This window comes from Kitasatospora sp. NPDC090091 (assembly GCF_044747365.1).
Classification (GTDB): Bacteria; Actinomycetota; Actinomycetes; order Streptomycetales; family Streptomycetaceae; genus Kitasatospora.
In genome coordinates, this window is the sequence record NZ_JBIVDY010000005.1 from 442641 (window position 1) to 464849 (window position 22209).

Sequence of the window (22209 nt, forward strand, 5' to 3'; positions counted from 1 at the left end):
CGCCGGCTGAGGCTCAGGCTCAGCCGAGGCGGGCGACGAGGTTTCGGTACTCGTCCCACAGCTCGGTCGGCGTGTGGTCGCCGAAGAGCTCCAGGTGGGCGGGGACGAGTGCGGCTTCCTGGCGCCAGATGTCGGCGTCCACGGTGAAGAGCAGCTCACGGTCGGCCTCGGAGAGCTCCAGGCCCTCCAGGTCGAAGCCGTCGATGGACGGCAGCACTCCGATCGGGGTCTCGACGCCCTTGCCGTTGCCCTCCAGCCGCTCGACGATCCACTTCAGCACGCGGCTGTTCTCGCCGTAGCCGGGCCAGACGAACTTGCCCTCGGCGTTCTTGCGGAACCAGTTCACGTAGTAGATCTTCGGCAGCTTGCCGGTGTCCGCCTGGGCGCCGACCTTCAGCCAGTGGGCGAAGTAGTCGCCCATGTTGTAGCCGCAGAAGGGCAGCATCGCGAACGGGTCGCGGCGCAGCTCGCCGACGGTGCCCTCGGCGGCGGCGGTCTTCTCGGAGGCGATGTTCGCGCCCAGGAAGACACCGTGCTGCCAGTCGAAGGACTCCGTCACCAGCGGGACGGCGGTGGCGCGGCGGCCGCCGAACAGGATGGCCGAGATCGGCACACCCGCCTGGTCCTCCCACTCGGGGGCGATGGTCGGGCACTGCGCCGCCGGGACGGCGAAGCGGGCGTTCGGGTGGGCGGCCGGGGTGCCGGACTCCGGGGTCCAGTCGTTGCCGCGCCAGTCGGTGAGGTGGGCCGGCGGCTCGTCGGTCAGGCCCTCCCACCAGACGTCGCCGTCGTCGGTCAGGGCGACGTTGGTGAAGACCGTGTTGCCCCAGAGGGTGTCGATGGCGTTGGCGTTGGTGTCCACGCCGGTGCCGGGGGCGACGCCGAAGAAGCCGGCCTCGGGGTTGATGGCGTACAGGCGGCCGTCGGCGCCGAAGCGCATCCAGGCGATGTCGTCGCCGATCGTCTCGACCTTCCAGCCCGGGATGGTCGGCTGGAGCATGGCCAGGTTGGTCTTGCCGCAGGCCGACGGGAAGGCGGCCGCGACGTACTTGGCCTCGCCGGACGGCGGGGTGAGCTTCAGGATGAGCATGTGCTCGGCCAGCCAGCCCTCGTCCCGGGCCATGGTCGAGGCGATGCGCAGCGCGTAGCACTTCTTGCCGAGCAGGGCGTTGCCGCCGTAGCCCGAACCGAAGGACCAGATCTCCCGGGTCTCCGGGAAGTGCGAGATGTACTTGGTGCTGTTGCACGGCCACGGCACGTCCGCCTGACCCTCGGCGAGCGGAGCGCCGACGGTGTGCACGGCCTTGACGAATTCGCCGTCCTCGCCGAGCTGGTCCAGCACGGCCCGGCCCATGCGGGTCATCACGCGCATGGAGACGGCGACGTAGGCGGAGTCGGTGATCTCGACGCCGTACGCGGCCAGCGGGGAGCCCACCGGGCCCATCGAGAACGGCACCACGTACATGGTGCGTCCCTTCATCGCGCCGCGGAACAGGCCCTTCTCGCCCTGGAAGACCTCCCGCATCTCGGCGGGGGCCTTCCAGTTGTTGGTCGGGCCGGCGTCCTTCTCCTGCTCGGAGCAGATGTACGTGCGGTCCTCCACGCGCGCCACGTCCGTCGGGTCCGAGGCGGCGTAGTAGGAGTTGGGGCGCTTTTCCTCGTTCAGCTTCTTGAAGGTGCCCTGAGCCACCAGCAGGTCCGCGAGGCGCTGGTACTCCTCCTCGGACCCGTCGCACCACTCGATGCGGTCGGGCTGGGTGAGCTCCGCGATCTCGCTCACCCAGGCAAGCAGACGCTTGTGGCGGGTGGGCGCGAGGTTCTCGTTCGACACGATCGCTCCTTCACGCCATCTCGGCGAGGAGACGGCGTAGCGGGGGTTTGAGGGTGCTTGCAGCGTAGCTCCGGCCTCCAGCCCCGAATACGGCGCAGCGGTGAAATTGACGCATCTTTTACTACAAGACGTCTGATTACTGGTTGGTAACCGGGCGCTTTCGGCCGAGCCGGACCCCGCCGAACCCCGCTTCGATTACTCCAAAACGTCCAAGTAGTGATGATCGCCACTTCCTACGAGCCGGTAACCTACGGAGCCGTAGGTAGCGGATAGCATGCTCCGCATGACTGCTGAGCTCCTGGAGAGCACGGAGAGCACGGAGAGTGCAGAGGGCAAGCCCAAGTGGCGCGGCTGGCTGCACGCCGGGATGTTCCCCACCACGGTGGCCGCCGGGATCGTGCTGATCTGCCTGGCCGACTCCACCCCCGCCAAGATCGCCTGCGCGATCTACTCCGCCAGCGCCTGGCTGCTGTTCGGGGTCAGCGCGGTCTACCACCGCTTCACCTGGGGTCCGCGCGGCGACGCGGTGCTGCGCCGGCTCGACCACGCGAACATCTTCCTGATCATCGCGGGCACCTACACCCCGTTCACCATCCTGCTGCTGGACGGCGCCGCGCAGCAGGTGCTGCTCTGGGCGGTCTGGGGCGGCGCGCTGGCCGGGATAGCGTTCCGGGTGTTCTGGGTCGGGGCGCCGCGCTGGCTGTACACGCCGGTGTACATCGCGCTGGGCTGGGCCGCCGCGTTCTTCCTGCCGGACTTCCTGCGCACCGGCGGCGTCGCGGTCCTGGTGCTGATGATCGTGGGCGGCGTGCTCTACAGCGTCGGCGGAGTGGTGTACGGGCTCAAGCGGCCCAATCCGTCACCGCGCTGGTTCGGCTTCCACGAGGTGTTCCACGCCTTCACCCTCGGGGCCTTCATCGTGCAGTACGTCGGCGTCTCACTGGTGGCGTACAGCGCGGCCAACTGAGCCCTGCGCCCCGTGACGGGCGGTCGGCCGGTCCAGTGACCGGGCGGCCGCCCGTTCCGCTGTCCACTCCCGGGCGGGACGGCACCCCTGGGCGGGGCGGTCGTGGCCGGGGCGGTCACGGTCGGGGCGGTCACGGTCGGGGCGGTCACGGTCGGGGCGGTCATGGGCGGCGTGGTCATGGGCGGCGTGGTCACGGTCGGAGAGCTCGCGGGCGGGGGCTTCCCGGTCAGGGATCTCGCGGGCGGACGCCTCGCGGTCGGGGAGCTCGCGGGCGGACGCCTCACGACCGGAGTGCCCCTGGGGGTGGTGGTCGCGGCCCGCGCGGTCAGGGCCCGTCGACCCCTCGGCCCGCTGCGCCTCCCGGCGCTCGGCCCGGGCCCCCGGCCGCGGGAGGGAACGGGCCCGCCGCGCGTCCAGCGCCTCGCGCGCCCGACGGCAGCGCTCGCAGTGCGCCGCGTCCGGCGCACCCCCCGCCTCCTGGTGACCGCGCGGCGCGACCGGCCGGCGGAGCCGCCGCCAGCGCCGACCGACGTGGACCATCAGCAGCAGCACCTCGACCCCGGCGACCGCCAGCACCAGCACGGCGCCGTTGATCAGATAGGCCGCGACCACGGCCAGCGCCGAGGTCACCACCACTGCCGCGCCCCAGATCTGGGCGGTCGACTCCCTGTCGGCCATTCGGTATCCCCTTCCTGCGCCGGGCTCGTGGTCGGCTCCTGCCGCCCCACCCCTTCTCCGCTCTCGGCACGCGTCGGCCTGCAACTGACCGACTGCCACATCGTATCTACCGACAGTCACCCGGAGCCGCCCCGAAGCGGCGAACGACAGATCAACGTTGCGTCAATTCCCCGTGCGGAACCCTCACTTCCAGGACACATTACCGAGCGTGACCGAAACGCCACCGCTTTGCCACATTGACGGCTGCATTCTTTTGGTAGTTACTGTCATTTGAGAGGAACTTCCCGCTCGCGCTCTAGGCTCCCGGAGGTTGCCGTGCCGACCACCCCTGCCCAAACCCCGTCCGGACCGGACCCACGACGCTGGCTGGCGCTGGTCGCCGTCGCGCTCAGCGCCCTGGTGATCAGCTTCGACATGACGATCCTGAACGTCGCCCTGCCCACCCTGGCCTCCCAGCTGCGGGCCACCACCGGCCAGCAGCAGTGGATCGTCGACTCATACACCGTCGTCTTCGCCGCCGCGATGCTGCCCGCCGGCCTGATCGGCGACCGGTTCGGCCGCCGCCGGACGCTCACCACCGGCCTCGCCCTGTTCGCCCTCGCCTCCGCCGTCGGCATGCTCGCCGACAGCCCCGGCACCGTGGTCGCCGCCCGGGGCGCGATGGGCCTGGCCGGCGCCCTGGTCATGCCGATGTCCCTGGCGGTGATCCCCGGGCTCTTCCCCGCCGCGGAACAGCGCCGCGCGACCGCCGTCCTGTCCACGGCGCTCGCCGCCGGCGCCCCGCTCGGACCGCTGATCGGCGGCTTCCTGCTCCAGCACCTCTGGTGGGGCTCCGTCTTCGCGATCAACATCCCGCTGACCGTCGTCGGCATCGTCGCCTGCGTGCTGCTGCTCCCGGAGACCCGCAACCCCGCCGCACCCCGGCTCGACCTGCTCGGCGCCGCGCTCGGCGCGGGCGGGCTGGCGGCGCTCACCTTCGGCATCATCGAGATCCCCGAGCGCGGCTGGGCCGATCCGCTGGTGCTCGGGACGCTCGTCGGCTCGCTGGCCGCCCTCACCGCCCTGGTCCTGCGCAGCCGCCGGCAGCAGGACCCGATGCTCGACCTCGCCCTGCTCGCCGACCCGGCCTTCCGCTGGTCGGCGGTGGCCGCGACGCTGGTCTCGCTCGTGCTGTTCGGCGCCTTCTTCGTCCTGCCGCTCTACTTCCAGAGCGTGCTCGGCGCCGACGCCTTCGGCACCGGCCTGCGGATGATGCCGATGATGCTCGGACTGATGGTGGCCGCGAAGCTCAGCGACCGCCTGGTCGCCCGCACCGACCCACGGACGGTGATCACCCTCGGGCTGGCTCTGCTGGCCGCCGCCCTGCTGCTCGGCAGCCGGACCGGGACCTCCGACGGCTACGGCCTGGCTGCGGTCTGGCTCGTCCTGCTCGGCCTGGGCATGGGCCTGGCGCTGATCACCGCCCAGGCCTCCGCCATGCTGACCCTGCCGCCCGCCCGGGCCGGCGTCGGCTCCGGACTGCTCCAGACGCTTCGCCAGGTCGGCGGCGCGATCGGGGTGGCCGTCTTCGGCAGCCTGCTGTCCGGCTCGTACCGGGGTGCGCTGGAGACCTCGGTGTTCCCCGCGGACGCGGTGCACCGGGCCGAGCAGTCGGTGGTCGCCGCCGACGCGGTGGCCGCCGCCACCGGGGACCGGGCGCTGGCCACCGCCGCGCACACCGCCTACGTGCACGGCATGACGGTGGTGCTGCTGGCCGCCGGGGTGATCGCGGCGCTGTCGGCGGTCCTGGTCGCGCTGCGGATGCCGGCCGCGGAAGCGCGCGAGGCCGTCGCAGGCGGTGCGGAGGCCGGTGCGGAGGCCGAGAGCGGCGCAGGTGTCGAGGTCGGTGCGGGCGCCGCGGACGCCGTCGGGGGCGGTGCCGCCAGCGGTGCCGGCCGGCTCCCGGGGAACGCCGCCGCGCCTGCGGCCGATCACCGATAATCGAAGGTATGAGCGCAGCGCGGCCGACAGCGGCAACCCCGGCATCCGCGGCACGACCGACGACCAATCCGGTCCAGGCGATGCTGGAGGAGCCGCTGTCGCTGCGCGAGCGGAAGAAGCTGAAGACCCGCCAGGCCATCCGCCGCGAGGCGTACCGGCTGATCACCGAGCAGGGCTACGAGAACACCACCGTGGAGCAGATCGCCGCCGCGGCCGAGGTCTCGCAGTCCACCTTCTTCCGGTACTTCGCCACCAAGGAGGACTTGGTCCTGACCGACGAGTACGACCCGGCGTTGGTCGCCGCGCTGCTCGCCCGCCCGGCGGACGAACCGTTTCTGCGCTCCTGCCGCGAGGCGATCATCGGCCTGATCCGCGAGCTGGTCCAGCACGAGCGCGAGGAACTGCTGACCCGGATGCGGCTGGTCAACGACGTCCCGGCGGTGCGCGCCCGGCTGCACGAGACCGCCAACGACCCGCAGCAGCTCTACCTCACCGTGCTGACCAGGCGGGCCGGCGTCGAGGAGCCGACCTTCGAGATGCGGATCACCGCCGCCGCGATCGGCGCGGCCACCACCGAGACGGTGCTGCGGTGGGCGGACAGCGGCGGCACGCAGGACATCGCGGAGCTGGTGGACCACACCTTCGCGCTGCTGGAGCACGGCTTCGCGGGCGTCTAGGACCGCACAGGGCGGGGTCCGGAGGCCGGACCCCGCCCGTCGTCGGGTGGGCGCCCGCCCTCGTCGGGCGCCCACCGCCGCCGGCCCGCTACCCGAGCCGGGCTCCCGGCCGCCGCCGCAGAGCCGCCGCCCCGCCCACGAGCGCGGTGACGCCCAGGGCCGCGGCCACCGTGGCCGGCAGCACGGCACCGCCGCCTCCGCCGCCCGCCGCCTCCGCGGACTGCACGGAGTGCCCGGGCTGCCCGGACTGCTCCGACTGCGCCGTGGCGTCCGGCTGGTAGCCGCCGCCCTTCCCCGCCCGGTCGTACGCCGAGCCGGGCAGCTTGTCCCCGTACCGCTGCCGGACGAGCTGCTGGTAGGCCGCCAGGCTCACCCCGGACGCACCCACCGAGCGCCGCGCCTCGTCGGACAGCGGGAGCACCCGGCCGTCCCGCAGCACGTACCAGGCGTTCAGCTGCGGCTCGCGGAACGCCGTCCCGCCGCCGCTGCCGGCAGCCCGAGCCGCGTAGTCGCTCTCGTCACCGCCGGAGGCGATGTTGACGACCTGCCAGGTGCCGCCCTGTTTGACCGTCCAGACCGAGGCGATCTGCCCGTCCGCCGAGACGACCCTGCTGGCCGCGAACTCGGCCCTCGCCACCGGCGCGCCCGGGGTCCCGGCCACGAAGGCCGCGTCCAGGGTGTAGACCGGCACGGTGTCGCCGGCGAGCCGCGGGGCGGCCGCCTGCGCGGCCCTGGCCTCCTCGGCCGCGCCGACCGTCAGCCGGCCGGTCGGCGGGACGCCCTTGCGGGCGAAGAAGTGGCCCAACCGGTCCAGGACCGCCGGGCTCTGGGCCGCGCCGCGGGCCTGCGCCAGCTCGGCGGCGGCGACCGGCGCGGGGGTACCGGCGGGAGCACCGGCCGGGTCGTCGGCGTGGGCGGCCGGAGCGGCGGCCAGGCCGAGACCGGTGACGAGCAGGAGGCCTGCGGCGGCCTTACGGATGCTGGTCATGGTCGCCCCTCACACGCCGATCCGGTACAGGGAGTGGGTCCAGGAGAACGTGCCGTTGGACACGTAGTAGTTGTAGTCCGCCCAGTTGTAGCGGTAGTTGGACGGCCACGGATCGCCCCAGTAGACCCAGTTGTTCGAGGTGTCGTAGCCGTAGACCACGTGCATGTGGCCACCGCCCGAGCTCCACTGGATCCGGGTCTCGATCGGCCGGTCGGCGTTCACCTCGGTCTGCACGGTGCTGTAGCGCAGGTACCCGTTGACGTACGAGCCCGGGTTGATGCCGATCCGGCTGAGGCCGTTCTGGACGTCGCCGAGCGTGGCCTGGCTGTTGGGGCAGCTGGAGTCGATCGCCCGGCCGAACGCGGCGTTGCAGAACTGGTTCTGGCTGTAGGAGTAGCCGAACCAGGTGGCGATCGTGTTGCCGCTCGCCGCCCAGCACCAGTTGCTCTGCTGTTGCTGCTGCATGGTGATGTTGAGCTTCTTGTACGTACCGGCCAGGTCGGCGGTGCTGCCCGCCGCGGCCGCCGGCCGCACCTGGGCGGGCGGCGCGGACCGGACGGAGAGGACGGAGGGGGCGGACGGCGCGCCGTCGGGGGCGGCGGAGGCCGGGGCGGCGGCCGCGACGCTGAGCGCCGGGCCGAGCACGCCGAGCGCGAGCACCGAGACCGCGCGGCGCAGGCGTATCCGTGGAACTGACATGGGGGCGTTCCTCCTTGCGCAGGCAGAGGAGTGGAGATGTGTGGGGGGTGCGGTCCGGATCGCGCCATGAGCATCACTCCGTTGACAGAGCCTGGTCAACAGCCCTCGTGTCCCCCGTTCCCGGGTGTGAACGCCACCACCCGGATGTGAACGCCGCCCCGCGAACCCCGGCGCCCCCAGGCGCCACCGGTGACAAACCGCCCTCCACATGTGAATATTCACGACCGAACGAACCGGTGCCCGCCCCGCTCGACACGAGGAGGCCGCCATGCAGCGGACCGACCAGGCCGACCTCGCCACCGTCCTGCGCACCGGGCCCTTCCACCTCGCCCTGCGCACCGCCATCGCCGCCCGCGGCCTGGCCCTGCACCGGGTGCGCCAGCACCTCGCCCAGCGCGGCGTCCACGTCGGCCTCACCAGCCTGAGCTACTGGCAGCAGGGGCGCCGCCGCCCCGAACGGACCGAATCCCTGCGCGCGGTGGCCGCGTTGGAGGAGGTACTGGACCTCCCCGAGCACTCCCTCACCCGGCTGCTCGGCCCGCGCCGGGCCACCCCCGCCGACCCGGCCGGCCCGCCCGTGCGCCCCTACCGGGACCTGATCATCCCGGCCGTCGCGGTCGACGACCTGCTCGCCACCATCGCCGGCCCCCGCGACACCGGCCTGCACACCATCACCCACATCGAGCGGGTCCGGATCGGCGCCGACCGGCGGATGGTCCGCCGCGACTCCCAGCACGCCCTGCGCGCCCACCGCGACGGCATCGACCGCTACCTGGCCATCTACCAGGGCGACCCCGGCTGCGACATCACCCGGGTCGGCGTCCGCGCCGAGGAGAACTGCCGCCCCGGGCGGATCCGCCGCGACGCCGCCCACGACCTCCTCGTCGTCGAGCTCCTGCTCGACCGCCGCCTCCGGGCCGGCGACACTCACCTGCTCGGCTACGGCTTCGACGACGCCCCTTCGTCCGGGCCCAGCAGCGAGTACGTCCGCGGCTTCAACTCCGGCGCCGGCCAGTACGTCCTCCAGGTCACCTTCCACCCGGCCGCCCTCCCGGTCCGCTGCCACCGCTTCGCCCTCCGCTCCCCCGGCGAGAAGCCCTACGAGACGGAGGAGCTGACCCTGGACGGCCACCACTGCGTCCACCTGGTCGGCACGGCCCTGCAGCCCTGCCTGCTGGGGATCCGGTGGGACTGGGAGTAGCGGTGGGCGGGGTCAGTGCGACCAGTAGGGATCGTCGACGGGGTCGTCGACGACGGACCCGCTGGAGTCGACCTGCCGCTTCCCCAGCGAAGCCACCGGGCCGTACTCATGAGCCGGCCGGTACCGGACGAAGTCGATGTCGACGCCGAACGAGACGCTGTTGTACGTCCCGTCCGAAGATGCGCTGAGCCCCACGAACAGATCGTCCTCTGTCGTGCAGCCGAGGGAGGCCAACCCCGGGTTGTACTGCCCGGTCTCGGTGCGCTCCACGTGGCCACACCCCAGTCCCTCCCGGTTCCGGCTGATCTGGTCGAACAACCCCTGGAGCTTCGTCTGCGCGATCCGGGTTCGGATGGTGACCGATCCGGCCGCTCTTCCAGTCCGCGGCATGCTGCACGTACGCCTTGTACAGCCGGCCGTACGCGTCGGCCGCCGCGTACAGATCGGCCGTCTTCGCGTTCTTCAGACTCGCGAAATCCACTCGTCAGCCCCCGCGCCGTCACTCCCGAGTGCTCCCCGTGCACGCACCGCTACCATGGCGTGTACGACCGGCAGCGCAGCCGAGGGGGAGACGGGTGGCCGGGGGAACGGGCTTCACGGTGCGGCCGGACGAGTTGAGCGCCGCCGGGAGCAACGCGCAGGCGGTGGCCGGGAAGGTCCCCGAGGAGACGGCGAGGCTCGCGGCGCCCAGTGACAAGGCGGCCGCGGGCCTGCCGGGCTGGCAGAGCGGGCCGGCGCTGCACGACTGCTCGGCCGCGTGGAAGGCGCTGCTCGACGGGCTCGCCGAGGACATGCGGACGGCGGGCGGCAACCTGATCACCACCGCCCACAACTACCGCACCAGCGACCGGTCGATGGGCGGCACGCCGGTGGCGCAGAGCGGCGGCACCGACCCCTTCGGCACCCGGATCCGCCAGTCACCGGGGGTTCACGCGATCGACTGGCCTGCCCGATCGGCCCGACCCGCCTGCGCGGCGGGCTCCGCCCGGCCCGCCTGATCCGCCTGATCCGCCGTCACTTTCAGCACCGGCCGCTCGGCCCTGCGCAGGGCGTCGTACCCGGGGTCGATGGTGCCGAACAGCCGGTCCCACACCGTGGTGTAGAAGCCCAGGTTGACCGCGGGGTCGGCGTGGTGGGCGGCGTGGAACATCGGCAGCGCCACCCAGCGGAACACCGCGCGCCGCCGGACGCCGACCGGGAACGGCTCGACGCCCAGGTGCCCGAGCAGGCCGAAGAGCAGGTTGAGGCCGATGTACCCGAAGAGCGCCGCGGCGGAGATCTCGCCGCACAGGCAGAGCACCGCGGTCCAGGTGCCGCCGAAGCCGAGCACCTCCAGCGGGTGCAGCACGAAGAGGGTCGACGGCCGCGGATCCGGGTAGCCGTGGTGGATCTCGTGCGCCAGCCGGTAGAGCCGGCGGCGGTGGGCCAGCCAGTGGCCGCCGTACATCAGGCCGTCCATCACCAGGGCGAACACCAGCAGTTCGACGGCCGCGCGCAGGCCGGTGTCCGCCGAGAGCCGGATCCAGCCGGCCTGCCAGAGTGCCCAACCCGCCACCCCGAGGGCGGCGTTGAGCAGGACGGCGGTCACCGTGAGGAGCCGCTCGCGCCGGTCGGGCGGCGGCGGGAGCGGCGTCACGCGCCGGTCGCCGAAGCGCCGGACCAGCAGTCCGCCGGCGACCAGCGCCACCAGAAACAGCCCGATGTTGGCGAGCAGTGCGCCCGCCACCACCGCGGCCGGGCTCAACCCGGCCGCCCACGCCAGCAGTCCGTCCATCATCGTGCCCCCACTCCGCGGCCGCCCCGGTCGGGCCCGGAGGCGGGCCGCCCTCAACCGCGGAAGTCCAGGATGGGGCAGCCTCCCACCGGCCGGTAGCCGGTCGGCCGCCCCGGCCCGGCCACTACCCCTCCGTGCCGCCGGACTCCGTCCCGCCCGGCTCCGTCCCGGCGAGGTCCGCCCGCGCCCCGAGCCGTTCGGCCAGCGCCGCCGGATCGGTGGTCGGCGCGTCGCAGGCGAAGTGCCGGCAGACGTACGCGGCGGGCGCGTCGTCGACCAGCGGCCGGCCGGCCAGCAGCGGCACCTCGTCCGACGCGGCGCCCGGCCCGCCGACCGCGACCACCGCGCCGGGCGCGGTGCCCAGCAGCGCGGCGCGGTGCAGCGCGGCGGTGGCCGGCGTCCCGGCCGGGCCGATCACCGCGACCTCGCGCGGCCCGTCGGCCAGCGCCTCGGCGACGGCCAGACCCCAGCCGATGAACCGCGGCGCCCGGCCGGCCAGCGCCCCGACGATGCCGAGCGCCCGCTCGGCGGCGGTGCGGTGGCGCGACGAGCCGGTGTACGCGGCGTAGGTGAGCAGGGCCCCGGCGGCGGCGGTCCAGCCGGACGGGGTGGCGTTGTCGGTCGGGTCCTGCGGCCGCCGGATCAGCTCCTCGGCGTCGTCCGCGGTGTCGTACAGCGCGCCGGAGGCCTCGTCGGCGAAGTGCTTGAGCACCGTGTCGAGCAGCCCGCCGGCGAGCTGCAGCCACTCGGCCTCGCCGGTGACGGCGAAGAGCGCGAGGAACCCCTCGGCGGTGTCGGCGTAGTCCTCCAGGACGCCGGCGTTCGCACCGGCCCGGCCGTCCCGGGAGGTGCGCAGCAGCCGGCCGTCGGGGGTGAGGTGGACGGCGAGCAGCAGGTCGGCGGCGCGCTCGGCGGCCTCGACCAGGTCGGGCCGGTCGAGTAGCGCGCCGGTCTCGGCGAGCGCGGCGATGGCGAGCCCGTTCCAGGCGGCGACCACCTTGTCGTCGCGCGCGGGCGCGGGGCGGGCGGCCCGCGCCTCGAACAGCCGGGCCCGGACGCGCTCGTGGGCCTCGGGGTCCTCGGGGTCGGCCGGCAGCTGCAGCACCGATGCGCCGTGCTCGAACGTCCCGGCCGCGGTCACCTCGAACAGCTCGGCGGCGTACCGGCCGTCCTCCTCCCCCAGCACCTCGGCCAGCTGCCCGGGCGTCCAGGCGTAGTACGCGCCCTCGGCCTGTTCGCCGCTGGCCCGGTCCAGGCTGTCCGCGTCCAGGGCCGAGGCGAACGCCCCCTCGGGGGTGCGCAGTTCGCGCAGCAGGAAGTCTGCGGTGGAGAGCGCCACCCGGCGGGCGAGCGGGGAGCCGGTGGCCCGCCACAGGTGCAGGTACGCGCGGAGCAGCAGCGCGTTGTCGTAGAGCATCTTCTCGAAGTGCGGCACCACCCAGCCGGCGTCCACCGCGTAGCGGGCGAAGCCGCCGCCGAGCTGGTCGTGGATGCCGCCGCGGGCCATCGCCTCGGCGGTCCGCCCGGCCATCTCCAGCGCCGCCTCGGAGCCGGTCCGGGCGTGGTGGCGGAGCAGGTACTCGATCACCATGGCCGGCGGGAACTTGGGCGCGCCGCCGAAGCCGCCGCGCCGGGTGTCGAACTCCCGGCTGAGCGCGACCAGCGCCTGGTGCAGGTCGGCCTCGGCGGGGGGCTGGTGCACGCCGGCGCCCACCGCGTAGACCGAGGCGCGCTCGGCCAGGTCGGCCCGGATCCGGGCGGCGACCTCGCCGACCTCCTCGCGCCGGTCCCGCCAGGCCGCGTCCACGCCCTCCAGCACCTGCCGGAAGGACGGCATCCCGTGCCGGGGCTCGGGCGGGAAGTACGTCCCGAAGTAGAACGGGTCCTTGTCGGGGGTGAGGAAGACCGTCATGGGCCAGCCGCCCTGCCCGGTCGCCGCCTGCACGGCCTCCATGTAGACGGCGTCGACGTCCGGGCGCTCCTCCCGGTCGACCTTGACCGCGACGAACCGCTCGTTGGCGTACGCGGCCACCCCGTCGTCCTCGAAGGACTCGTGCGCCATCACGTGGCACCAGTGGCAGGCGGCGTAGCCGACGCTCAGCAGCACCGGCACACCGCGCCGCCGTGCCTCCTCGAAGGCCTCCGGCCCCCAGGGCCACCAGTCCACCGGATTGTCGGCATGCTGCAGGAGGTAGGGCGAGGTCGCGTCCGCGAGACGGTTCGGCATGCCCCCATCCTTGCGCATCGGCGCGCGGACGGGGGCGCGGTCTCACTCCTTCGGCGCCTCGGGCTCCTCGACGAAGTCGACGCGCTTGAACTGCTTGTTCATCGACTTCGCCAGGAACCAGGTGGCCACGCCGAGGGCGGCGAAGACCACGAAGCCCAGCAGGCCGGGGGTCACCTTGGTCTCGTCGAGGGCGAGCTCGGCGGCGAGGTGGGTGAGGTTCACGGGGGCACTCATATCTCTATGGTGGCCCGGCTCACGGGGAGCCGGGCCACCGGGGGGCGGTTCAGTCGCGCGTGTCGGCGGCCTCGGCCGCCAGGCTGGGGGTGCGCAGGCCGGCGAACAGGTCGTCCTCCGGCAGGTCGACGTCGATCAGGGTGCGGGCCATCTCGTAGTCCTCGGTGGGCCAGACCTCGCGCTGGACGTCGAGCGGGACGCGGAACCACGGGCCGTCCGGGTCGATCTGGGTGGCGTGCGCGATCAGCGCGCGGTCCCGGGTCTCGAACCAGTCCTCGCAGCGGACCCGGGTGGTGATCTCGCGCTCCTTGCGGCCGCTCTTCTCCCATCCCGCGATCCACTCGCCGTAGGGCGACTCCAGGCCGTGCTCGGTGAGGTAGGCGTGCAGGGCGCGGATCCGGCCCATCGGGAAGCCGTGGTTGTAGTAGAGCTTCAGCGGCTGCCAGGGCTCGCCGGCGTCCGGGTAGGCGTCCGGGTCACCGGCGGCGTCGAAGGCCAGCATGGTGATCTTGTGGGTCATGATGTGGTCCGGGTGCGGGTACCCGCCGTTCTCGTCGTAGGTCGTGATGACCTGCGGCTTGAACTCGCGGATCAGCCGCACCAGTGGCTCGGCCGCCTCCTTGACGTCCTGGAGGGCGAAGCAGCCCTCCGGCAGCGGCGGCAGCGGGTCGCCCTCGGGCAGGCCCGAGTCGACGAAGCCCAGCCAGGCCTGCTTGATCCCGAGGATCGCGCGGGCCTCGTCCATCTCCTTGCGCCGGACCTCGTGGATGTTCTCCTCGATCTCCGGCCGCCCCTGCAGCTTGGGGTTGAGGACCGACCCGCGTTCCCCCCCGGTGCAGGTGGCCACCAGCACGTCCACCCCCTGGTCGACGTACATGGCCATGGTGGCCGCGCCCTTGCTGGACTCGTCGTCCGGGTGGGCGTGCACCGCCATCAGTCGCAACTGCTCAGTCAACGCGTGCGTTCCTTCCACAATGTCCGGGCGTCCCGCCCGCAAGGCCGGTCCGCCCATCGGTCTGAGCCGCTCGGTTCGGGGCCGCGTCACCGCGGGACCGGCCGGAGAGTGCGCCGCGGCGATCAGCCGCCGCGCCGCCGACACGGCCGAGCCCCGCCCCCGCCGGACCGGCCGCGGGCGTGCCCCTCCTATAGTGACGGACTGGAGGAGCGTCGCATTCCCCCGGCATCACCGGGGCGTCGCCCGGCCCCCGGGCCGGGAGCAGGCCCTCGCAGGAGAGGAACGAGCCCGATGACCGCAGGCACCACCACCCCGCAGCTGCCCGAGGGGCGCTACGGCCGACGCGACGACCGCGAGACGGACCGCCGCCTCAAGGCGGTGGGCGCGGTCTGCGCCGTGGTCGCGCTGGGTCTGCTGGCCTGGCTCGGCGGCTCCTACCTGATCCGCGAGACCACGATGAACGGGCTCGTCCCGACCTTCGAGGCGGTCTCGGACGGCGAGATGAAGCTGCACCTGGCCGTGCGCAAGAGCGACGGCACCTCGGGCAGTTGCACCGTCCGCTCGCAGGGCGCCGACGGCGCCGTGGTCGGTGTGGCGGACTTCCCCGTCCCGGCCGGCGGCTCCAGCTACGACGCGTGGGTGAGTCTGCGGACGACCTCCCGCGGCACCACCGCCGAGCTGCTGGGCTGCACCCCGGCCAAGTGACCCCGACCGAGCGGCCCCGGCCGGGTGGCCCCGGCCGAGCAACCCCGGGCAGGGCGGTCGGGCAGGGCGGTCGGGCGCCCGGCTGACCGGTCCGCCGGCCTCCCGGCCGGGTGACCGTCGGCGGCCCGCCGCCGAGCGGGCGCATATTCGATCTGGAGAGCGGGAATCCGTAGAGGAGTCCTGCGGACCGGCTCCTGTACATCTCGGCGCAACGCCACCGTCAACGGCACGCCAACGGCCCTCCCGCTTGTCGGCGGGAGTTGTTAGGCTCGTGGTTTCGCCCCTTCCGCACCAAGAGGTACGGGAGCGGGCGTTGCTTTGTAGTTACGACCGATATCTCCACCACCGATATCTCAACCACCGACCTGCTGACGACTCACACCCTCAGCACAGCCCCAGCACCTACGAGGAGCACCTGTGACCCAGACCAGCGACCACGTGACCTGGCTCACTCAGGCCGGCTACGACCAGCTCAAGGCCGAGCTGGACCACCTGACCGGCACCTGGCGCATCGAGATCGCCCAGAAGATCGAGGCGGCGCGCGAAGAGGGTGACCTCAAGGAGAACGCCGGCTACCACGCCGCCAAGGAGGAGCAGGGCAAGTACGAGCTGCGCATCCGCCAGCTCACCCAGCTCCTGGAGCGCGCCAAGGTCGGCGAGGCTCCCGCGGACTCGGGCGTGGTGGCCCCGGGCATGGTCGTCACGGTCGCCTTCGACGGCGACGAGGACGACACGATGACCTTCCTGCTCGGCTCGCGCGAGATGGCCGGCAGCGACGACCTGGACATCTACTCGCCGCAGTCCCCGCTGGGCCGCGCCATCGACGGCAAGAAGGTGGGCGACGACGCCGCCTACGAGCTGCCCAACGGCAAGCAGGCCGCGGTCAAGATCATCGACGTCAAGCCACACAACGGCTGACCGCCGTACACACCGAGGGCGGCCGCGGAGCATTGCTCCGCGGCCGCCCTCGTGCGTCGGGCTCGCGCGTCCGGCCCTCGCGTGAAGGGCCCGCCCGGCGCGCCGGGCGTCAGCCCGCGGCCGAGCGGTACTTGCGCACCGACAGCCAGGAGAAGACGACGGTGATCAGCACCGACCAGAGCACCGACACCAGCGCGGCGTGCTGCATCGGCCAGGCGGAGTCCACCGGGCCGACCTGGTTGCCGAAGAGGTCGCGGCAGGCCTGCACGGTGGCGCTGAACGGGTTCCAGTAGGCGATCGGCTGCAGCCAGCCCGGCATCGAGCTGATCGGCACGAAGGCGTTGGAGATGAACGTCAGCGGGAAGAGCCAGATCAGCCCGGCCGAGGTGGCCGCCTCGGGGCTGCGCACCGAGAGGCCGATGAGCGCGCCGATCCAGGAGAAGGCGTAGCCGAGCAGGAGCAGCAGCCCGAACGCGCCCAGCGCCGACAGCACGCCGTCGTGGATCCGCCAGCCGACCGCCAGCGCCACCACCGCGAGCACCACCAGGGTGAACGCGGTCTGGCAGAGGTCCGCCAGGGTGCGGCCGACCAGCACCGCGGAGCGGGCCATCGGCAGCGAGCGGAACCGGTCCACCAGGCCCTTGGTCATGTCCTCCGCGATGCCGGCCGAGGCGCCGGCGGTGGCGAAGGTGACGGTCTGGGCGAAGATGCCCGCCATCAGGAACTGGATGTACGTGTCGGAGCTGGCCTGCGTCCCGGGGATCTGGATGGCCCCGCCCATGACATAGGAGAACAGCAGCACGAACATCACCGGCTGCATGAGCCCGAACACCACGATCTCGGGGATCCTGGTCATCCGGCGCAGGTTCCGCTTGGCGACCACCCAGGAGTCGTGCAGGGTGGCGGCCGCGCCCCGGCGCTGCTTCGGTATCGCCCCGCCGATGGCGTGCTCGGTGGCGGTCGTCATCTCACAGTTCCTTACCGGCCGCGACGGCCTGCTTGTCGGGGCCCTGACCGTCGTCGCCGTCGTCGTCGCCCTGGCCGGCGTGGCCCTTGCCGTGCCCGCGGCCGCCCTTGCCGGCGGCGCCGCCCTCCTCCTCGGCCTCGGTGACGTGGCCGGTGAGGGAGAGGAAGACGTCGTCCAGGGTGGGCCGGCGCAGACCGATGTCGTCGATCTCGATCGAGCGGGCGTCCAGCTCGCGGATGGCGTCCGCGAGCACCTTGGCGCCGCCACTGACCGGCACGGTGATCCGGCGGGTGTTCTTCTCCACCGCCGGCTCGCCGAGGGCGTACGCGGAGAGCGCCGAGACGGCGTCGGCGACCAGGTCGGCGCGGTGCACCACGACCTCGATCCGCTCGCCGCCGATCTGCGCCTTCAGCTGGTCGGCCGTCCCGCGGGCGATCACCCGGCCGTGGTCGACCACGGCGATGTCGTGGGCGAGCCGGTCGGCCTCCTCCAGGTACTGGGTGGTGAGCAGCAGCGTGGTGCCCTGCTCGACCAGGGTCTCGATGACCTCCCAGAGGGCGAGCCGGTTGCGCGGGTCGAGGCCGGTGGTCGGCTCGTCCAGGAACATCACCGGCGGCCGGACGACCAGCGCGGCGGCGAGGTCGAGGCGGCGGCGCATACCGCCGGAGTACGTCTTGGCGGTGCGGTCCTTGGCTTCGGTGAGGTTGAACCACTCCAGCAGCTCCAGCGCCCGCGCCTTCGCGTCGCGGGCGCTCATCTGGTAGAGCTCGCCGACCATCTGGAGGTTCTCGAACCCGGTCAGGTACTCGTCGACCGCGGCGTACTGGCCGGAGAGCCCGATCAGGCTGCGGACCCGGTTCGGATGCTTGAGCACGTCGACGCCGGCCACCGTGGCGCGGCCGGAGTCGGGGCGGAGCAGGGTGGTGAGGACGCGCACGGTGGTGGTCTTGCCGGCGCCGTTCGGGCCGAGCAGCCCGAGCACCGTGCCCTCGGGGACGTCCAGGCTGACGCCGTCCAGGGCTCGTACGTCGCCGAAGGTCTTCACCAGGTTCTCGGCTTGGATGGCTGGCGCCATGGGCCTGCCTCATCTCCTCGGACGATATGAGCGATCTGTCCCACTCTGCCCCGGATCGAGGCGAGCGGGCGACCCGGTTTTCACCGTGCCGCCACAGAACGCGATGTATCGCGAGTCTTCCAGCACGCGATATATCGCGTCAAGGGGCGAGGCTCCGCCATCGTGACAGGGACCACTGACAACCGGGGGACGGACGGGGAACGGGAGGCCTACCGGGAGACGACGTACCCCGCGTCGCGCAGCTCGCCGACCACCGCCGCGCAGTGCTCCGGCCCCTTGGTCTCCAGGTGGAGGTCCACCTCGACCTCGGCCAGACCCAGCCGCGGGTCGATCCGCACGTGCGCCACGTCCAGCACGTTGGCGTCCAGCCGGGTCAGCACCCCGAGCAGGTCGGCGAGCGAGCCCGGCTTGTCCGCCAGCCGCACCCGCAACGACAGGTAGCGGCCGGCCGCCGCCAGACCGTGCCGGAGCACCCGCTGCATCAGCTGCGGGTCGATGTTGCCGCCGGAGAGCACCGCCACCACCGGGCCCTCGAAAGCGTCCGGGTGCTCCAGCAGCGCCGCCACCGGGCTCGCCCCGGCCGGCTCCACCACCAGCTTCAGCCGCTCCAGGCCGAGCAGCAAGGCCCGGGAGAGCGAGTCCTCGGAGACCGTCCGGACCCCGTCCGCCAGCGTGTTGACCACCTCGAACGGGATGTCCCCGGGCCGGCCGACCATGATCCCGTCGGCCATGGTGGCGAAGTGTTCCAGCGAGACCGGGCGCCCCGCCACCAGCGAGGGCGGGTACGCGGCCGCGCCCGCCGCCTGCACCCCGATCACCCGGACGTCCGGGCGCAGCGGCTTCACCGCCGCCGCGATCCCGGCCAGCAGCCCGCCGCCGCCCACCCCGACCAGGATGGTGCGCACCTCCGGGCACTGCTCCAGGATCTCCAGGCCGACGGTGGCCTGGCCGGTGACCACGTCCCAGTGGTCGAAGGGGTGGATGAACACCGCGCCGGTCGCCTCCGAGTACCGCTGCGCGGCCAGCAGTGCCTCGTCCACGGTGGCCCCGTGCAGCCGGACCTCGGCGCCGTACTCACGGGTCGCCGCCACCTTGGGCAGCGGCGCGGCCACCGGCATGAAGACCGTCGAGTGCACCCCGAGCAGCGAGGCCGCCAGCGCCACCCCCTGGGCGTGGTTGCCGGCGCTCGCCGCGACCACGCCGCCGGCCCGCTGCACCGGCGAGAGCCCCGCGATCCGCACGTACGCCCCGCGCAGTTTGAACGAGCCGGTGCGCTGCAGGTTCTCGCACTTCAGGTGGACCGGCGAGCCGATCAGCGCGGAGAGGTGGCGGCTGCCCTCCATCGGCGTGACCCGGGCGACCCCGGCGAGCATCTTCTGGGCGCCGCGGACATCGTCGATGGTGATCGGCCAGCTGTGCATGGCAGCAGCGTAGGGCGTGTCTGACAATTCGCGTCGGATCAGCGTGCGGCGTCGGGGTGCGTGCATCGCAAGGCGGAGGTGGGGGCACCTCCCGGCCGGAGGCTGGGGGCGGAGTCCATGCGGTGGGGCACCTCCCGGCCGAAGGCTGGGGGCCATCGGCGACCGACGACAACGCGGCGTGGGGTTACCTCCCGGCCGGAGGCTGGGGGCGTGCGTGCCCCGGCGTCGCACGCCCGGCGGGAATTGTCAGACACGCCCCCCGGCGGGCGGCACCGCCGACCGGGGATGTCGGCGCTGTTCCCGGGCCCGTCCCCGCCGCGTACCCTGCTGGTTCTGAGCCTCTCTCACCGCACGACGATCGTGAGCCGCGATGACGACGCCCTCGCCCCAGGCCACCGACCGCACCGACCCCGTGCACACCCAACTCCAGTACCAGCTCGCGGTGCTCGCCCGGCGGATGGAACAGGTCCGCAGCTCCGGCGGGTTGGGCGCCCTGGACCGGGCCGCCTACCTGCTGCTCGACCGGCTGGAGCGGCACGGGCCCGCCAACGTCAAGGCCCTGGCCGACGCGCTCGGCGTCGACTCCTCCACCGTCACCCGGCAGGTCGCCCCGCTGGTCGCGGCCGGCCTGGTCGGCCGGGTCCAGGACCCGGCCGACCGCCGCGCCGTCCGGCTCGCGCTGACCCCGCTCGGCGCCGGTCGGCTGGCCGAAGTGCTGGCCGGGCGGGCCGAGCTGGCCCGCCGGCTGCTGGCCGACTGGCCGCCCGAGGAGCAGCGCGCGTTCTGCGCCCTGCTGGCCCGCTTCAACCACTCCATGGAGTCGTACACGGCGGGCCGGCAGGGCGCCGGCGCCTGACCGGTTTCGGTCAGGCAGGTCAGGTCAGGTCAGCCGAGGGCCTGCTGCAGGTCGGCCAGCAGGTCGTCGATCGACTCGATGCCGACCGAGACCCGGACCAGGTCCGCGGGGACCTCCAGGGCCGAGCCGGCCACCGAGGCGTGGGTCATCCGGCCAGGGTGCTCGATCAGCGACTCGACGCCGCCCAGCGACTCGCCGAGGGTGAACAGCTGCGCGCGGTTGCAGACCTCGACCGCCGCCTCCTCGCCGCCGTTGACGCGGAAGGAGACCATGCCGCCGAAGGCCTTCATCTGCTTGGCGGCGATGTCGTGGCCGGGGTGCTCCGGCAGGCCCGGGTACAGCACCTGGCTGACCTTGGGGTGACCGGCCAGCAGCTCGGCGACCTTCTCGGCGTTGGAGCTGTGCCGGTCCATCCGGACGCCGAGGGTCTTGATGCCGCGCAGCACCAGCCAGGCGTCGAACGGGCCGGAGACCGCGCCCATCGCGTTCTGGTGGTACGCGACCTCCTCGCCGAGCGCCGCGTCGGCCAGCACCAGGGCGCCGCCGACGACGTCCGAGTGCCCGCCCATGTACTTGGTCGTGGAGTGCACGACCGCGTCGGCGCCGAGCGCGATCGGCTGCTGCAGGTACGGGCTGGCGAAGGTGTTGTCGACGACCAGCAGCGCGCCGGCGCCGTGCGCGATCTCGGCGAGCGCGGTCAGGTCGGTGATGCCCAGCAGCGGGTTGGACGGGGTCTCCACCCAGACCGCGCGGGTGTTGGGGCGCAGCGCCTCGCGGACGGTGGCGAGGTCCTGGGTGTTGGCGACGGAGAACTCGACGCCCCAGCGGGTCAGGACCTTGGCGAACAGCCGGAAGGTGCCGCCGTACGCGTCGTTGGGGATCACGATGTGGTCGCCCGGCTTGAGGATGGTGCGCAGCAGGGTGTCCTCGGCCGCGAGGCCGGAGGCGAAGGCGAGGCCGCGGGCGCCGCCCTCCAGCGCCGCGAGGCACTCCTCCAGCGCGGTGCGGGTCGGGTTGGCGCTGCGGCTGTACTCGTAGCCGCCCCGCAGGCCGCCCACCCCGTCCTGCTTGTAGGTGGACACCTGGTAGATCGGCGTGACGACGGCCCCGGTCTGGGGGTCTGCTTCCTGACCCGCGTGGATGGCGAGGGTCTCGAAGCCCTGGGGAAGCTGGTGCTCGGTCATGTGTCCGAGCGTAGTGGCCGAACGCCGGGGCGCCTCCCGGAAGGGTGGGAGTGCCCGGAATCCGCGGGCGGCCGTCCGCGTTGCAACCTGCGCCACCCTTACCGACCCGATGGAGCAGGCCGTGCTGTTCAACCGCGTCAAGACCTCGCTCGTCCCCGCCGACCAGGCACTGCCCGGCCGGCAGTCGCCGGCCGTCACCCTGCGCGAGCCGCACACCGTGCTCGGCAACCCGCTCACCGGCCCGTACCCGGAGGGGCTGGAAGTGGCCGATTTCGGCCTCGGCTGCTTCTGGGGTGCCGAGCGCACGTTCTGGCGCCTGCCCGGCGTCTGGACGACGCTGGTGGGCTACCAGGGCGGATTCACCCCCAATCCGACGTACGACGAGGTGTGCAGCGGGCTGACCGGGCACACCGAGGCGGTCCGGGTCGTCTTCGACCCGGCGGTGATCCCGTACGAGCGGCTGCTGAAGACCTTCTGGGAGGCGCACGACCCGACCCAGGGCAACCGGCAGGGCAACGACGTCGGCACCCAGTACCGGTCCGCCGTCTACACCCACTCGCCGGCCCAGGCGGCGGCCGCCGCGGCCACCCGGGACGCCTTCCAGCCCGCGCTGACCGCGATCGGGCTGGGCCCGATCACCACCGAGATCGCCCCGGCCGGCCCGTTCTACCCGGCCGAGCCGTACCACCAGCAGTACCTGTCCGACGCCAAGAACCCGAACGGCTACTGCGGCCTCGGCGGCACCGGCGCGAGCTGCCCGATCGGGGTCGCCCGCACCGGGGGCTGAGCGCGGGCAGCGGGGGCGTCCGAGGCGCAGACTGGAAGGACCAGCCGGCAGGCCCCGTCACCGAGTGCTGGTGACGGGGCCTGCC

The 22209-nt window shown here is 73.1% G+C and carries 22 protein-coding genes; 9 read left to right on the plus strand and 13 right to left on the minus strand.

The window, feature by feature from the left end; all coding sequences use genetic code 11:
* Nucleotides 1–19: 19 nt before the first annotated feature.
* The gene (locus tag ACIPSC_RS11790; protein WP_400824910.1) at nt 20–1831 is read right to left on the minus strand and encodes a phosphoenolpyruvate carboxykinase (GTP); all 1812 of its coding nucleotides are present in this window, start codon (nt 1829–1831) and stop codon (nt 20–22) included.
* Nucleotides 1832–2105: 274 nt separating this feature from the next.
* Between ACIPSC_RS11790 and ACIPSC_RS11795 the strand changes: the two genes are divergently transcribed.
* The gene (locus tag ACIPSC_RS11795) at nt 2106–2798 is read left to right on the plus strand and encodes a hemolysin III family protein (RefSeq protein WP_400824913.1); all 693 of its coding nucleotides are present in this window, start codon (nt 2106–2108) and stop codon (nt 2796–2798) included.
* Here ACIPSC_RS11795 and ACIPSC_RS11800 read toward each other — a convergent pair.
* A complete protein-coding gene (locus tag ACIPSC_RS11800; protein ID WP_400824915.1) occupies nt 2769–3476 on the minus strand; it encodes a hypothetical protein in 708 nt (235 codons plus the stop codon). The two genes, ACIPSC_RS11795 and ACIPSC_RS11800, sit on opposite strands and share 30 nt — an antisense overlap.
* Before the next feature lie 315 nt (nt 3477–3791).
* Here ACIPSC_RS11800 and ACIPSC_RS11805 point away from each other — a divergent pair, with 315 nt between their 5' ends.
* Nucleotides 3792–5456 carry an MFS transporter gene (locus tag ACIPSC_RS11805; protein ID WP_400824918.1) on the plus strand — a complete coding sequence of 555 codons (1665 nt, stop codon included), beginning with the start codon at nt 3792–3794 and terminating at the stop codon, nt 5454–5456.
* A gap of 8 nt (nt 5457–5464) precedes the next feature.
* Nucleotides 5465–6133: a TetR family transcriptional regulator gene (locus ACIPSC_RS11810; protein WP_400824919.1), complete on the plus strand. Its 669-nt coding sequence runs from the start codon at nt 5465–5467 to the stop codon at nt 6131–6133.
* A gap of 88 nt (nt 6134–6221) precedes the next feature.
* Here ACIPSC_RS11810 and ACIPSC_RS11815 read toward each other — a convergent pair whose 3' ends face one another.
* Together ACIPSC_RS11815 and ACIPSC_RS11820 are read right to left on the minus strand one after the other, a co-directional pair.
* On the minus strand, nt 6222–7121 hold the full coding sequence (locus ACIPSC_RS11815; RefSeq protein WP_400824920.1) for a hypothetical protein: 900 nt from the start codon (nt 7119–7121) through the stop codon (nt 6222–6224).
* A gap of 9 nt (nt 7122–7130) precedes the next feature.
* Nucleotides 7131–7820, minus strand: a complete 690-nt coding sequence (locus ACIPSC_RS11820) for a papain-like cysteine protease family protein (RefSeq protein WP_400824921.1) — start codon at nt 7818–7820, stop codon at nt 7131–7133.
* Between the two features lie 268 nt (nt 7821–8088).
* On the opposite strand from ACIPSC_RS11820, the gene ACIPSC_RS11825 reads away from it, so the two are divergent.
* Entirely contained in the window at nt 8089–9021 is a 933-nt protein-coding gene (locus tag ACIPSC_RS11825; protein ID WP_400824922.1) for a hypothetical protein, read from the plus strand.
* 12 nt (nt 9022–9033) lie between these two features.
* Here ACIPSC_RS11825 and ACIPSC_RS11830 read toward each other — a convergent pair whose 3' ends face one another.
* A complete protein-coding gene (locus ACIPSC_RS11830; protein WP_400824925.1) occupies nt 9034–9291 on the minus strand; it encodes a hypothetical protein in 258 nt (85 codons plus the stop codon).
* Between the two features lie 305 nt (nt 9292–9596).
* On the opposite strand from ACIPSC_RS11830, the gene ACIPSC_RS11835 reads away from it, so the two are divergent.
* The gene (locus ACIPSC_RS11835) at nt 9597–10019 is read left to right on the plus strand and encodes a hypothetical protein (RefSeq protein ID WP_400824926.1); all 423 of its coding nucleotides are present in this window, start codon (nt 9597–9599) and stop codon (nt 10017–10019) included.
* On the opposite strand, the gene ACIPSC_RS11840 is transcribed toward ACIPSC_RS11835, so the two are convergent.
* From ACIPSC_RS11840 to mca, 4 genes are all read right to left on the minus strand, one after another.
* A complete protein-coding gene (locus ACIPSC_RS11840) occupies nt 9950–10798 on the minus strand; it encodes a sterol desaturase family protein (RefSeq protein ID WP_400824927.1) in 849 nt (282 codons plus the stop codon). The genes ACIPSC_RS11835 and ACIPSC_RS11840 overlap by 70 nt on opposite strands.
* A 121-nt stretch (nt 10799–10919) precedes the next feature.
* Complete coding sequence (locus tag ACIPSC_RS11845) at nt 10920–13022, minus strand: thioredoxin domain-containing protein (RefSeq protein ID WP_400824928.1); 2103 nt, start codon at nt 13020–13022, stop codon at nt 10920–10922.
* 42 nt (nt 13023–13064) lie between these two features.
* On the minus strand, nt 13065–13256 hold the full coding sequence (locus ACIPSC_RS11850) for a hypothetical protein (RefSeq protein WP_148643133.1): 192 nt from the start codon (nt 13254–13256) through the stop codon (nt 13065–13067).
* A gap of 49 nt (nt 13257–13305) precedes the next feature.
* Nucleotides 13306–14211: a mycothiol conjugate amidase Mca gene (mca, locus tag ACIPSC_RS11855; protein WP_400824929.1), complete on the minus strand. Its 906-nt coding sequence runs from the start codon at nt 14209–14211 to the stop codon at nt 13306–13308.
* A 291-nt stretch (nt 14212–14502) separates the two neighbouring features.
* On the opposite strand from mca, the gene ACIPSC_RS11860 reads away from it, so the two are divergent.
* Entirely contained in the window at nt 14503–14916 is a 414-nt protein-coding gene (locus ACIPSC_RS11860; protein ID WP_400824931.1) for a DUF4307 domain-containing protein, read from the plus strand.
* A gap of 417 nt (nt 14917–15333) precedes the next feature.
* The gene (gene greA, locus ACIPSC_RS11865; protein WP_400824932.1) at nt 15334–15834 is read left to right on the plus strand and encodes a transcription elongation factor GreA; all 501 of its coding nucleotides are present in this window, start codon (nt 15334–15336) and stop codon (nt 15832–15834) included.
* A 109-nt stretch (nt 15835–15943) separates the two neighbouring features.
* On the opposite strand, the gene ACIPSC_RS11870 is transcribed toward greA, so the two are convergent.
* From ACIPSC_RS11870 to ilvA, 3 genes are all read right to left on the minus strand, one after another.
* Nucleotides 15944–16801 carry an ABC transporter permease gene (locus tag ACIPSC_RS11870; protein WP_400824934.1) on the minus strand — a complete coding sequence of 286 codons (858 nt, stop codon included), beginning with the start codon at nt 16799–16801 and terminating at the stop codon, nt 15944–15946.
* A gap of 1 nt (nt 16802) precedes the next feature.
* Nucleotides 16803–17876, minus strand: a complete 1074-nt coding sequence (locus tag ACIPSC_RS11875; protein ID WP_400824937.1) for an ATP-binding cassette domain-containing protein — start codon at nt 17874–17876, stop codon at nt 16803–16805.
* A 209-nt stretch (nt 17877–18085) separates the two neighbouring features.
* Nucleotides 18086–19297: a threonine ammonia-lyase gene (gene ilvA / locus ACIPSC_RS11880; protein WP_400824940.1), complete on the minus strand. Its 1212-nt coding sequence runs from the start codon at nt 19295–19297 to the stop codon at nt 18086–18088.
* Nucleotides 19298–19667: 370 nt separating this feature from the next.
* On the opposite strand from ilvA, the gene ACIPSC_RS11885 reads away from it, so the two are divergent.
* A complete protein-coding gene (locus tag ACIPSC_RS11885; protein WP_400824943.1) occupies nt 19668–20153 on the plus strand; it encodes a MarR family winged helix-turn-helix transcriptional regulator in 486 nt (161 codons plus the stop codon).
* 29 nt (nt 20154–20182) lie between these two features.
* On the opposite strand, the gene ACIPSC_RS11890 is transcribed toward ACIPSC_RS11885, so the two are convergent.
* On the minus strand, nt 20183–21337 hold the full coding sequence (locus ACIPSC_RS11890) for a cystathionine gamma-synthase (protein ID WP_313765314.1): 1155 nt from the start codon (nt 21335–21337) through the stop codon (nt 20183–20185).
* Between the two features lie 109 nt (nt 21338–21446).
* Between ACIPSC_RS11890 and msrA the strand changes: the two genes are divergently transcribed.
* Nucleotides 21447–22124 (plus strand): peptide-methionine (S)-S-oxide reductase MsrA, encoded by a 678-nt coding sequence (gene msrA / locus ACIPSC_RS11895; RefSeq protein WP_400824945.1) that lies wholly within the window; start codon nt 21447–21449, stop codon nt 22122–22124.
* Nucleotides 22125–22209: the final 85 nt, after the last annotated feature.

Excerpts from the sequence above, each read along its gene's own strand:
- ACIPSC_RS11795 (WP_400824913.1), top strand. The coding sequence starts at position 2,106 with ATGCTCCGCATGACTGCTGAGCTCCTGGAGAGCACGGAGAGCACGGAG.
- ACIPSC_RS11800 (WP_400824915.1), bottom strand. The coding sequence starts at position 3,476 with ATGGCCGACAGGGAGTCGACCGCCCAGATCTGGGGCGCGGCAGTGGTG.
- ACIPSC_RS11810 (WP_400824919.1), top strand. The coding sequence starts at position 5,465 with ATGAGCGCAGCGCGGCCGACAGCGGCAACCCCGGCATCCGCGGCACGA.
- ACIPSC_RS11815 (WP_400824920.1), bottom strand. The coding sequence starts at position 7,121 with ATGACCAGCATCCGTAAGGCCGCCGCAGGCCTCCTGCTCGTCACCGGT.
- ACIPSC_RS11820 (WP_400824921.1), bottom strand. The coding sequence starts at position 7,820 with ATGTCAGTTCCACGGATACGCCTGCGCCGCGCGGTCTCGGTGCTCGCG.
- ACIPSC_RS11825 (WP_400824922.1), top strand. The coding sequence starts at position 8,089 with ATGCAGCGGACCGACCAGGCCGACCTCGCCACCGTCCTGCGCACCGGG.
- ACIPSC_RS11840 (WP_400824927.1), bottom strand. The coding sequence starts at position 10,798 with ATGATGGACGGACTGCTGGCGTGGGCGGCCGGGTTGAGCCCGGCCGCG.
- ACIPSC_RS11845 (WP_400824928.1), bottom strand. The coding sequence starts at position 13,022 with ATGCCGAACCGTCTCGCGGACGCGACCTCGCCCTACCTCCTGCAGCAT.
- ACIPSC_RS11850 (WP_148643133.1), bottom strand. The coding sequence starts at position 13,256 with ATGAGTGCCCCCGTGAACCTCACCCACCTCGCCGCCGAGCTCGCCCTC.
- ACIPSC_RS11860 (WP_400824931.1), top strand. The coding sequence starts at position 14,503 with ATGACCGCAGGCACCACCACCCCGCAGCTGCCCGAGGGGCGCTACGGC.
- ACIPSC_RS11870 (WP_400824934.1), bottom strand. The coding sequence starts at position 16,801 with ATGACGACCGCCACCGAGCACGCCATCGGCGGGGCGATACCGAAGCAG.
- ACIPSC_RS11875 (WP_400824937.1), bottom strand. The coding sequence starts at position 17,876 with ATGGCGCCAGCCATCCAAGCCGAGAACCTGGTGAAGACCTTCGGCGAC.
- ilvA (WP_400824940.1), bottom strand. The coding sequence starts at position 19,297 with ATGCACAGCTGGCCGATCACCATCGACGATGTCCGCGGCGCCCAGAAG.
- ACIPSC_RS11885 (WP_400824943.1), top strand. The coding sequence starts at position 19,668 with ATGACGACGCCCTCGCCCCAGGCCACCGACCGCACCGACCCCGTGCAC.
- ACIPSC_RS11890 (WP_313765314.1), bottom strand. The coding sequence starts at position 21,337 with ATGACCGAGCACCAGCTTCCCCAGGGCTTCGAGACCCTCGCCATCCAC.
- msrA (WP_400824945.1), top strand. The coding sequence starts at position 21,447 with ATGGAGCAGGCCGTGCTGTTCAACCGCGTCAAGACCTCGCTCGTCCCC.